The sequence below is a fragment of the Catenulispora rubra genome (genome assembly GCF_015356825.1).
Classification (GTDB): Bacteria; Actinomycetota; Actinomycetes; order Streptomycetales; family Catenulisporaceae; genus Catenulispora; species Catenulispora rubra.
Genome location: NZ_JAACYW010000354.1, coordinates 1 through 11,206 on the forward strand (window position 1 = coordinate 1; position 11,206 = coordinate 11,206).

An 11,206-nucleotide genomic window follows, 5' to 3' on the forward strand; every position below is an offset into this window, starting at 1 on the left:
GCCCCCACCCGCGCCGACTTCGCCGCCCACGCCCTCACCCTCCGCGCCGTCACCTTCGCCTACGGCCCGACCTCCGAACCGGTCCTGCGCGACCTCGACCTCACCGTCGAGCCCGGCGAGCACCTGGCGGTCGTCGGCCCCAGCGGCATCGGCAAGTCGACCATGGCCGCCCTGATCTGCGGCCTGCGCCCCCCGGACGCCGGCGCCGTCCTCCTCGGCGGCGCCGATGCGGCCTCCCTCGCGCCCGACCACCTCGCGCGTCTTCGGGTCCTGATTCCGCAGGAGGCCTACGTCTTCGCGGGCACGCTCCGGCAGAACCTCTCCTACCTGGCACCGAACGCCCCCGACCACCGGATCGCCGCCTCCGTCGACGCCGTCGGCGCCGCGTCGCTCGTCGCGCGCCTCGGCGGCCTGGACGCGACGGTCGCCCCGAACGAGCTGTCCGCCGGGGAGCGCCAGCTCCTCGCCCTCGCGCGCGCCCACCTGTCGCCGGCGCCGCTGGCCGTCCTCGACGAGGCGACCTGCCACCTCGACCCCATCGCCGAACGACACGCCGAGCAGGCCTTCGCCGACCGGGGCGGCACGCTGATTGTCATCGCGCACCGGCTCAGCTCCGCCCTTCGGGCCGAGCGCGTCCTGGTCCTGGACGGCGTCCGCGCCGACGCGGGCAGCCACGACGAGCTCACCGCACGCTCCGCGCTCTACCGCGAGCTGCTGGCGCACTGGACGGCGGGACCCGCGCCGATCTCAGATCCACCCCTCGTCCCGGGCGATCCGTACCGCCTCGATCCGGCTGCGCGCGCCGGTCTTGGCGATGGCGCGCGACAGATAGTTGCGAACAGTGCCATTACTTAGAAACAGCTCCGCCGCGATCGCCTTCGTCGGCGCGCCGTCCACCGACTTCAGCAGCACCTCCCGCTCCCGGTCGGTGAGGGGGTTGTCGACGGCCGACAGCGCCGCGACCGCCAGCTCCAGGTCGAGCACCGGCTTGCCGTCGACGATCCGGCGCAGCCCGTCGACCAGCTGCGCGGGGGAGGCGTCGACGGTCAGGAAGCCGGTCTGCGGGGCCAGCCGGGTCAGCACCGCCAGGGTCGCGGCCCAGCGCTCCACCAGAATCAGGACTTTGATGTCGGGGCGGCGTTCGCACAGCTGGGCGCACACCGCGTCCATGGCCGGGTCGCCGGGCAGCTCGGCGTCCAGCAGGATGACGTCCAGCCGGCGCCGCCGCACGGCCGGCCACACGTCCTCCAGCCGCGTGGGCCGCACCACCACCCGGAAGTCGCCCTCCCGGCCCAGCAGCGCGGCCAGCCCTTCTCGCCACAGCACGGCCCTTTGCGCCAGCGCGATGTCGATCAACGTTGCCCCCAGTCCACAGCATCGGCGGTCCTTCCCCGGCACACCGGACCGCATCGCCGATCACGTTCCGCCCCCGCGCAGTGACGCTCAGCCTAGCCAACCGATACTGTCCCCGAAAATGCCGTGGAGCGAAATAATTGTTGGCTTCCTACTAGATTCCCACCTGCGGCTACGACCTTGCCGACCTGGTGTCCCGGGAATACGCGATAGTGCGTGGCAGTGCGATCGGTGTTTTTCCGGTGACTATTATTCGCAATTTATTTCGAAGTTGTGGACGGTGATCGCGCCTGCATGTCAGGACCCTGAGTCCACAGCCGCTGACGACCGTCGGTCACCGGCCGGAAACGTCCGACCACGCTAAGCCGCAAGCGCTTCGACGCCCCGCCCCGACAACAGCCGCCGGATGTCGCGCACCGCCTCGCGCCCGGCGCGGTTGGCGCCGACAGTACTGGCTGACGGACCGTAGCCCACCAGATGCAGCCGCGGTTCGAGCATGACGCGCGTGCCGTCCATCGCGATGCCGCCGCCGGGGGCGCGCAGCCGCAGTGGCGCCAGGTGGTCCAGCGCGGCGCGCCAGCCGGTGCACCACAGGATCACGTCCGCCTCGACGGAGCCCGGCGCGCCGCCAGCCGGAGCGTCCCACGCGACCCCGTCGGGCGTGATCCGGTCGAACATCGGCAGCCGGTCCAGCACCCCGGAGCGCTGCGCCCGGCGGATCGCGTCGGTGACCGGCAGCCCGGTGACGCTGACCACGCTCTCCGGCACCAGCCCCGCGCGCACCCTGCGCTCCACCATCGCGACCACCTCGCGGCCGTACTCCCGCGTGAACGGCTCCTCGCGGAACGCCGGCTCCCGGCGCGTCACCCAGGTCGTCGAGGCACCGGTCGCGGCGAGCTCGCCGAGCAGCTGGATCGCGGTGATCCCGCCGCCGACCACGACCACGCGCTTGCCGGCGAACTCCTGCGGGCCGGGATAGGTCGCGGCGTGCAACTGACGCCCCCGGAAGGTCTCCCGGCCCGGGTAGTACGGCCAGAACGGCTTGTTCCACGTGCCGGTGGCGTTGATCACGGCGCGCGCGGCCCAGGTCGCGGAGTCGGTCTCGACCAGAAGTCGTTCGTCGGGTCCGTAACGCACCGCCTGCACCGCGACCGGCCGGTGCACGGCGAGCTGGAAGTGTTCCTCGTACTGAGCGAAGTAGCGGGGGACCGCGACGGAGGCCTGCTCCTGCGGCGACGGCGGCTCGAAGGCCATCCCGGGCAGGTCGAAGATGCCGTTGACGGTCTCCATCCGCAGCGAGGGCCACCGGTGCTGCCACGCGCCGCCGGGCGCCCGGTCGCCGTCGAGGAGCACGTAGCCGGCGTCGGGCTCGAAACCGGCTCGGCGCAGGTGGTAGGCACTCGACAAGCCCGCCTGCCCGGCACCGATCACCACGACGTCCGTCGCCCGCGTGTCCTCGTTCACGGTGGGTTGAACAATCAAGCCGCGGCATTCCTTCCGGCCGGAACACAGCCCCCACTGTGTACCCAAGAAGCGAATCAGGCCATGTATACACACCGTGACGAACCCGGTGAAATCCGTGGTCGTCCGGGCCGTGCGTCGATGTCCGAATATAAACGCCGTAATCCGGCCGTAACGTGTTCCGGCCAAACGTTCACCAGCCTCCCCCTCGACCGGTGGCACCGATAGTTAGCAAGGGTAAATATCTGAGGGTCACCGGTCGAAAGGAAGAAACACATGTGTGGCATCACCGGCTGGATCTCCTACGAACGCGACCTGCGCAACGAAGCGCCCACCCTGGACGCCATGACCGCCACCATGGAATGCCGCGGCCCTGACGACCGCGGGACCTGGATCGACGGCCCGGCCGCGCTCGGGCACCGCCGTCTGGCCATCATCGACCTGCCCGGCGGTCGGCAGCCGATGGCCGTGGAGGCCGGCGGGCAGAGCGTGGTGATTGTTTACTCCGGCGAAACATACAACTTCACCGAGCTGCGCGCGGAGCTGGCCTCGCGCGGGCACCGCTTCACGACCGACTCGGACACCGAGGTCGTGCTGCGCGGCTACCTCGAGTGGGGCTCGGCCGTGGCCGAACGCCTCAACGGCATGTACGCGTTCGCGATCTGGGACGGACGGGACCGCAAGCTGCGCCTGATCCGCGACCGCATGGGAATCAAGCCCCTGTATTACTCGCCGATCCCCGACGGCGTCCTGTTCGGCTCCGAGCCCAAGGCGATCCTGGCCAATCCGCTGGCCGAGCGGTCCGTCGGCCTGGACGGCCTGCGCGAGCTGTTCGTCATGGTCAAGACGCCGGGGCACGCGTTCTGGTCCGGTATGCGCGAGGTCGAGCCGGGCACCGTGGTCACCATCGGGCCCGAGGGCATCCGCACCGACGTGTACTGGACGCTGGCGACCCGGGAGCACGCCGACTCCCAGGGCGAGAGCATCGCGCATGTCAGGGAGCTGCTGGACGACATCGTGCGCCGGCAGCTCGTCGCCGACGTCCCGCGCTGCGTGCTGCTCTCCGGCGGCCTGGACTCCTCGACGCTCACCGCGCTGTCCGCGCGGCAGCTGGCGGTGACCGGCGAGAAGATCCGCAGCTTCGCCGTCGACTTCGTCGACCAGGCCAAGAACTTCGTCCCGGACCCGATCCGCGCCGATCCGGACACGCCGTTCGTGCACGCCGTCGCCGAGCACTCGAACACGGTGCACCAGGACATCGTGCTGGACGCCGAGTCGCTGACCGACCTGGACGCGCGGCGCACCGTGATCCGGGCCCGCGACATGCCCGCCGGCCTCGGCGACATGGACACCTCGCTGTATCTGCTGTTCAAGGAGATACGCGACCATTCGACGGTCGCACTGTCCGGGGAGTCCGCCGACGAGGTGTTCGGCGGCTACCAGGACTTCTTCGACGAGGACGCCCGGCGCGGCGGGACCTTCCCGTGGCTGGTGAAGTACACCGAGAACTTCGGCGACGACATGGGGTTGCTGCGTCCTGAGCTGCGTCAGGCCATGGATCTGCAGAACTATGTGCAGGAGTGCTACGACACGGCCGTCTCGACGATCGAGCGGCTGCCCGGCGAGAGTGACTTCGAGTATCGGATGCGGCGGGTCTGCCATCTGTATCTGACGCGGTTCGTGCGCTTCCTGCTCGACCGCAAGGACCGGCTCAGCATGGCCGTCGGCCTGGAGGTGCGCGTGCCGTTCTGCGACCACCGCCTGGTGGAGTACGTCTACAACGCGCCGTGGTCGATCAAGTCGTTCGACGGCCGCGAGAAGTCGTTGCTGCGCGAGGCGGCCGCCGACGTGCTGCCGCGCTCGGTGTACGACCGGGTCAAGAGCCCTTACCCGTCCACGCAGGACCCGCGCTACGTCATCGCGCTGCGCTCGCGTGTCGCCGACCTGTTGTCCCAGCCCTCGCACGCGGTCTTCGACTTCGTCGACCCGGCCACGGTGCGCCGGCTCGTCGACGACACCGGGTCCGGGATCATGCAGGCCTCGCGCCGCGGGTTGGAGCGGACATTGGACATGGCGCTGTGGTTGGAGATGTACCGGCCGACGCTTTCCTGGTCCTGATGACGGCAACCGGTTGCGCGCGGTAGATCGTGCCTGACCGAGCGTTGACCGCGTGCCCGACCCGCAGTACGGTCACGGACGACGGAGGCGAGTTAAGCAACTTTACTTTTGGTGGGTGCATGAAAGTCCTGATGTTCCGCCGAACACGGCCGGCTCTGCTTGCCGCCGTCGTCGCGCTCGGTATGACGGTGTTCGGCGCCGCCGGGGCCACGTCCCCGGCGGCCGCCGCCTCGTTCCCCAACGTCGTGGTGCCGGTTCCGGTGTCGGAGTCCGCGAACGGCTCGACGTTCACCCTCGGCTCGGCCGCGACGCTGACCGCGGACGATGGAGGAGTCGGCGGCTACCTCGCCGGGATCCTTCGCGCCTCGACCGGATACGCGCTGCCGCTGGCCGTCGGCGCCACGACGCCCGGCACGATCGCGTTGTCGTTGTCGGGCGCGCCTTCGACGGTCGGAGCCGAGGGGTATCAGCTCACGATCACAGGGTCCTCGGTGCGGATCCAGGCGAACAGCGCGTCCGGCCTGTTCCACGGCGTGCAGACCTTCCTGCAGCTCCTGCCGGCCAAGGTGATGAGCCCGACCGCGGTGACCTCGGTGGCCTGGAAGGCGACCGGCGGCACGATCGTCGACTACCCGCGCTACGAGCACCGCGGCGCGATGCTGGACGTGGCGCGGCACTTCTTCACCGTGGCGCAGGTCAAGCACTACATCGACGAGCTGTCGCTGTACAAGGTGAACTACCTACATCTGCACCTGTCGGACGACCAGGGCTGGCGCATCGCGATCAACTCCTGGCCGAACCTGGCGGCCTACGGCGGCTCGACCGAGGTCGGCGGCGGCGCCGGCGGGTACTACACGCAGGCTGACTACGCGGCGATCGTGAACTACGCCGCCTCGCACTACATGACGGTCGTCCCGGAGATCGACACGCCGGGCCACACCAACGCCGCGCTCGCGTCCTACGCCTCGCTGAACTGCAACGGCGTCGCGCCGCCGCTCTACACCGGCACCGACGTCGGCTTCAGCTCCCTGTGCACCTCGCTGCCGCTCACCTACACCTTCCTGGACCAGGTCGTCGGCGAGCTCGCGGCCCTGACCCCGGGCCCGTACATCCACATCGGCGGCGACGAGGCCAGCTCCACGACGCAGAGCGACTACGTGTCCTTCATCGACCAGGTGCAGCAGATCGTCGCCGACCACGGCAAGGCGGTCATGGGCTGGCACAACATCGCCGCCGCCACCTTGGCGCCGTCCACGGTCGCGCAGTTCTGGGACACGAACAACTCCAACAGCGCGCTGGCCGCCGCGGCCGCCACCGGCACGAAGATCATCATGTCCCCGGCCAACCACGCCTACCTGGACATGAAATACAACAGCAAGACGCCGCTGGGCCAGAACTGGGCCGGCTACGTCGACGTGAACAAGGCCTATGGCTGGGACCCCGGGAACTACCTGACGGGCATCAGCTCCTCGGCCATCGCCGGCGTGGAGGCTCCGCTGTGGTCGGAGACCCTCGTCACCTCGGCGAACATCGACTACATGGCCTTCCCGCGGCTGCCCGCCCTGATGGAACTCGGCTGGTCGCCGGAGTCCACCCACAGCCAGTCGGCCTTCGACGCACGGCTCGGCGCCCAAGGGCCGCGCTGGCACGCCATGGGTGTGAACTACTACAAGTCGACGCAGGTCAAGTGGCCGACCGGATCTTGAGGGGTCTGATGCTCTAGCATCACTGGGATGGGGGAAGACAAAAGCAGTGCCCTGATGGCGGTGGAGATCGGCCCGTTCGATCCGTCGTCCGCCTCCGACGCCGAGCTGGCCGAAAGCTACGCGGTGATGTCGGCGGTCATGACGGAGGACCATCCCGACCAGGCGCTGCCGCCGCTGGAGGAGTACGTCGCGCTGATCCGCCGGCCCCTGACCGAGCTGGGGCCGATGCGCCGCTGGGTGGCGCGGGAGGCCGGCCGCATCATCGCCGCCGCCTCGGTGAGCCTGCCGGAGAACGAGAACCGGCACCTGACGATCGTGCGCGTCATCGTCCCGCCGGAGCGGCGTCGGCGGGGCCTCGGCACGGCTCTGCTGCGGGCGGTGCTCCCGGCGGCGGTCGCCGACGGCCGTACCGTCGTCATGGGGAGCGGCGTCAAGGCCGACGCCTCCGGCGAGCTGTGGGCCCGGGGGCTGGGTTTCGTGCGCACCCTCGCCTATGTCCGCCAGTTCTTGACGATCGCCGACGTGGACCCGGCGCTGTGGGAGCGTCCCGTCGCTGACGGCTTCCGGCTGGAGCGCTGGACCGGCGCGGCGCCCGAGGCGCTGCTTGAGGAATACGCGCGTGCCCGCACCGCGATGCTCGACGCCCCGCGCGGCGAGTCGGTGGTGGAGTTCGAGGACTGGACTCCCGAGCGGGTCCGCGAGCATGAGGCGGATTGCCGGGCCCGGGACATCGAGAACCGGGTCGTGGTGGCCGTGCACGAAGACAGCGGGCGGGTGGCGGCCGTGACCGAGGTCGATCTGTGGGCCAGTCAGCCTGGTGAGGCCGCCCAGCGGGACACCGTCGTCGCCGCCGACTTCCGGGGACGGGGCCTGGGCCTGGCGGTCAAGGGTGCCATGCTGCGCCGGCTGACCGCCGACCGCCCCGCGATCGGCCTGGTCTGGACGCACACGGCCCAGGACAACGACCACATGATCCGCATCAACCACGCGCTCGGCTACGTCACCACGGCAGTGATGACGTATGTCGAGGTCGGCGCGGACGAACTCGCCAAGCGGTTGGAGGCCCGATGACATCGGTCGAGATCAGCCTGTTCGACACCGCGTCCGCCACCGACGTCGATCTGGCCGAGAGCTACGACGTGACGATGTCCGTCGCGGACGACGACTTTCCCGGCGAACCGAGGCCGACACTCGACCAGTATGCCCAGATGGCTCGCAGGCCCGCGGACTTCTTCGGTCCGGTCCGGCGTTGGGTGGCGCGGGAGGACGGCCATATCGTCGCCACGGGGTCGGCGACGTATCCGGAGCATGAGAACCGGCACGGGACGATCACCAGAGTCGCCGTTCGGCCGGACCGGCGCCGGCAGGGTATAGGCACCGCGCTGCTGCGGGTGATGCTGCCGGACCTGCGTATCGATGGTCGCACCGTCGTTATCGGCTACGGCCTCAAAGCCGACGCGGCCGGCGAGTGGTGGGCCCGGGAGCTGGGCTTCGTGCGGACGAATGCGTTCGCACGGCAGGTCCTGACGATCGCCGACGTGGACCCGGCGCTGTGGCAGTGTCCTGTCGCCGACGGGTTCCGGCTGGAGCACTGGATCGGCTCCGTGCCCGAGGCACTGCTCGCGGAGTACGCGCGTGCCCGCACCGCCATCCACGACGCGCCGCAGGGGGATTCGACGCTCGCGTTCCCGGATTGGACGCCGGAGCGGGTCCGCGCCGAAGAAGCGGAGATGCAGGCCCGGAGAGCTGAGGTCCACGTGATCGCGGCCGTCCACGAAGCCGGCGGCCGGGTGGCGGGCTTCACCGAGCTCGAACTGTCGGCGGCCCGGACCGACGCCGCCTTCCAGCTCGACACCGCCGTCGTGGCCGAGTTCCGGGGCCACGGCCTGGGGCTGGCCGTCAAGGGCGCCATGCTGCGCCGGCTGACCGCGGAGCGTCCGGCGATCGGGACCGTGTTCTCCTCCAACGCCTCCGACAACACCCACATGATCCGCGTCAACCACGCCCTGGGGTTCGTCACCAGGGCGGTGATGGCCGACGTCGAACTGGACGCGGCCGAGCTCGTCAAGGGGTTGGCCGCCCACTGAGGGGAAACGCCGCGGGCCTCGTCGCCTCCCTCGCGGTCGCAGTACTCTGACTCCCGGTGCCCGGCGAGCGGGCCTGACGCAGGGGGTATGGGGACCATGACGGTTCAGCCCGGGGGAGTCGGCGCCCAGGTGCCGGCCCAGGACGTGTCCGTGTTCGTGCTCACGATCCCCGGGCTGCCGGGGGCCAGCGCGAAGATCGTGTTCCAGGAGATCGTGGACATCGTCAGCGAGATCGAGGTCGCGCAGCCCGTGCCGACCGGGGCGCCGGCCCCGGGACCCGGGGGCACGCACACGAAGCAGCAGATGGGGCCGACGCTGCCGCCGACGGTGACGCTCAAGCGCGGCCTGGACGGGGACACCACGCTGTGGCAGTGGCACCAGCTGGCCCTGGACGGCGCCCCGCCCGCCCGGCAGAACGCCGTCCTCGGGATGTACACCGCCGCCGACTACGCGGCCGGCAAGCCGCCGGTCTCCGCCTGGAACCTGGTGAACGCCTGGTGCGCGAAGATCGCCATCGCGGGTGCGGGGGCCGGGAACGGCGTGGTCGGGGAGACGGTGGACATCGTGTGCGACACCCTCTCGCTGTCGAGGGTTGTCGTACCCGTGGCCGCGAGCGCCGGGCCCTGAGCTCTGACCTCTGAGCGCCGGGCCCTGAGAGGCTGAGCACCTGAGCACCTGAGCACATGACAGGTCAGGGCCGCGTGCTGTCCAGCAGCGTGAAGAGCTCTTGGGTGGTCCCGGTCTCGGCGATCCTCGGGAAGATCTTCTGAACGCTGTACTCGTGCGACTCCGGCGTCCGGTCGGTCATCGCGTCGATCGGCAGGCTCACGTGGAAGCCCTCCTCGTGCGCGCTGCGGGCCGTGGACTCCACGCCACCGCTGGTGGAGATCCCGGTGACCACGACCTGCGTGACGCCGAGTCCCAGCAGGAGCTCGGCCAGGCCGGTGCCGGCGAAGGCGCTGCGCGCGTACTTGGTGACGACGTGGTCCTCGGGCTGCCGGTCGAGCTCGGGGACCAGCTCGGTCCAGTCCTCGGTGAACGTGCGCGGCGCTCCGGAACCGGCCTCGGTGCGTCCCGGCGGCGAGCCCGCGACGTTGACCAGGACGACCGGCAGGCCGTGCTTCCGGAACGCGGCGGCCAGCGCGGCGCTGCGGGCGATGACGTCGGAGATCGGGTGCGTCAGGTCCAGGCCGGTGAGGCCCTTCTGCAGGTCGATCACCACCAGCGCGGTGGTCGGGTCGAGGGTGGAGAACATGGTGTTTTCCTTTCGGGCACAAGTTCAGGTTCAGGCGCAGGTTCCCGTGCGGGTCTGGGCTCTGATGCAGGCATCGGTTCAGACGTCAGGAATCAGGACCCTGCGAGCCGTCTGAGCAGGTCGATACTCCCGGCGAGCTGCTCCAGTTCGGTCGGGCTGAGGGTGGCGGTGATCGCCGTCGTGAGCCAGTCCTCCTTGGCCAGGCGCCCGGTCCGGTACCGCTCGCGCGCCTCCTCGGTCAGGCCCAGGATCGTCTTGCGGCCGTCGGCCGGATCCGGCGAGCCGGCCACGAGCCCGGCGTCCACCAGCGCGGCCACGATCGTCGCCATCGACTGCTGCCGGATGCCCTCGGCACGCGCCAGGGCCGTCGCCGTCGCCGGCCCGTCGCGTTCCAACCGGCCGAGCGCCGAGGACTGCGACTTCGTCAGATCGCCGCCCTCCGACTGCGCCCGCAACCGTCGCAGCAGCTGGCCCAACGTCACCCGCAGCTCGCGGGCGACCTCGGCGGCGCGCGCCGGATCGGCTTCCTCCATGACGGCGACGTTATCAGATACACAGGCAACTGCACAGTTGACTGTGTATCGCTGTGGGTCCTTGCGAAGGCTCGCCATCCTGATGAACTTGACGTCAGACTCAAGTACTCTTCGGCTCATGACTGACACCACCGAGCTGCCCGTCCGGCCGAGCTCGTTCGAGGACCTGCAGGAGCTCATCGGCAAGGAGATCGGGCCGACGGACTGGTACACGGTCTCGCAGGAGCGCATCGACGCCTTCGCCGCCGCGACCGGTGACGACCAGTGGATCCACGTCGATCCGGTGCGGGCCGCGGCCAGTCCGCTGGGCACGACCATCGCGCACGGGCTGTTCTCGCTCGCGCTCGGACCGGCCTTCTCCTACCGGCTGCTGTCCTTCGAGGGCTTCGCGCACGGCCTGAACTACGGCTACGACAAGGTGCGCTTCCCGGCGCCGCTGCCGTCGGGGACGCGGGTCCGGATGCGGATGACGTTGCAGGCGGCCGACCGGGTTCCGGGCGGGATCCAGGTGCGGAGCCTGCAGGTGTTCGAGGGCGAGGGGTTGGAGAAGCCCGTCGCGGTCGCCGAGGCGCATGTGGTCGGCGGCGGCGTCGAGCTCGCCGACTCGGGAGAGAACGAGTCCGGCTTCGTGTGCCCAGCGTCCCGGCGAGTAGTGCGATGCCCAGCTGGACCCGGGTGCGGCGACAGCGCGTT

10 protein-coding genes and 1 pseudogene are annotated in these 11,206 nt (G+C 70.2%); 7 read left to right on the forward strand and 4 right to left on the reverse strand.

What is annotated here, in order from left to right; all coding sequences use genetic code 11:
• Positions 1–855, forward strand: an 855-nt coding sequence (locus tag GWK61_RS48270) for an ATP-binding cassette domain-containing protein (protein WP_194920191.1), incomplete at its 5' end; no start/stop codon positions are given.
• On the opposite strand, the gene GWK61_RS48275 is transcribed toward GWK61_RS48270, so the two are convergent.
• Together GWK61_RS48275 and GWK61_RS48280 are read right to left on the reverse strand one after the other, a co-directional pair.
• The gene (locus tag GWK61_RS48275) at positions 748–1,356 is read right to left on the reverse strand and encodes a response regulator transcription factor (protein WP_228564176.1); all 609 of its coding nucleotides are present in this window, start codon (positions 1,354–1,356) and stop codon (positions 748–750) included. The two genes, GWK61_RS48270 and GWK61_RS48275, sit on opposite strands and share 108 nt — an antisense overlap.
• 357 nt (positions 1,357–1,713) lie before the next feature.
• On the reverse strand, positions 1,714–2,835 hold the full coding sequence (locus GWK61_RS48280) for an NAD(P)-binding domain-containing protein (protein WP_228564177.1): 1,122 nt from the start codon (positions 2,833–2,835) through the stop codon (positions 1,714–1,716).
• 255 nt (positions 2,836–3,090) lie between these two features.
• Here GWK61_RS48280 and asnB point away from each other — a divergent pair, with 255 nt between their 5' ends.
• The 5 genes from asnB (at position 3,091) to GWK61_RS48305 (ending at position 9,352) form a co-directional block, all read left to right on the forward strand.
• Positions 3,091–4,932 (forward strand): asparagine synthase (glutamine-hydrolyzing), encoded by a 1,842-nt coding sequence (gene asnB, locus GWK61_RS48285; RefSeq protein WP_194920193.1) that lies wholly within the window; start codon positions 3,091–3,093, stop codon positions 4,930–4,932.
• A 131-nt stretch (positions 4,933–5,063) separates the two neighbouring features.
• Positions 5,064–6,638 carry a beta-N-acetylhexosaminidase gene (locus GWK61_RS48290; RefSeq protein WP_194920212.1) on the forward strand — a complete coding sequence of 525 codons (1,575 nt, stop codon included), beginning with the start codon at positions 5,064–5,066 and terminating at the stop codon, positions 6,636–6,638.
• 27 nt (positions 6,639–6,665) lie between these two features.
• Positions 6,666–7,709 (forward strand): GNAT family N-acetyltransferase, encoded by a 1,044-nt coding sequence (locus GWK61_RS48295; RefSeq protein WP_194920195.1) that lies wholly within the window; start codon positions 6,666–6,668, stop codon positions 7,707–7,709.
• Positions 7,706–8,725, forward strand: coding sequence for a GNAT family N-acetyltransferase (locus GWK61_RS48300; protein ID WP_194920198.1), 1,020 nt, complete (start codon positions 7,706–7,708; stop codon positions 8,723–8,725). Before GWK61_RS48295 ends, GWK61_RS48300 begins: the two co-directional genes overlap by 4 nt.
• 96 nt (positions 8,726–8,821) lie before the next feature.
• Positions 8,822–9,352, forward strand: coding sequence for a phage tail protein (locus GWK61_RS48305; RefSeq protein ID WP_194920200.1), 531 nt, complete (start codon positions 8,822–8,824; stop codon positions 9,350–9,352).
• Between the two features lie 64 nt (positions 9,353–9,416).
• Here the strand turns inward: GWK61_RS48305 and GWK61_RS48310 are convergent, their stop codons facing one another.
• Positions 9,417–9,980: a cysteine hydrolase family protein gene (locus tag GWK61_RS48310; RefSeq protein ID WP_194920202.1), complete on the reverse strand. Its 564-nt coding sequence runs from the start codon at positions 9,978–9,980 to the stop codon at positions 9,417–9,419.
• A 92-nt stretch (positions 9,981–10,072) separates the two neighbouring features.
• On the reverse strand, positions 10,073–10,513 hold the full coding sequence (locus tag GWK61_RS48315; RefSeq protein WP_194920204.1) for a MarR family winged helix-turn-helix transcriptional regulator: 441 nt from the start codon (positions 10,511–10,513) through the stop codon (positions 10,073–10,075).
• Between the two features lie 118 nt (positions 10,514–10,631).
• Between GWK61_RS48315 and GWK61_RS48320 the strand changes: the two are divergent.
• A pseudogene (locus GWK61_RS48320) lies at positions 10,632–11,084 on the forward strand (MaoC family dehydratase); the annotation flags it as partial.
• Positions 11,085–11,206 lie beyond the last annotated feature (122 nt).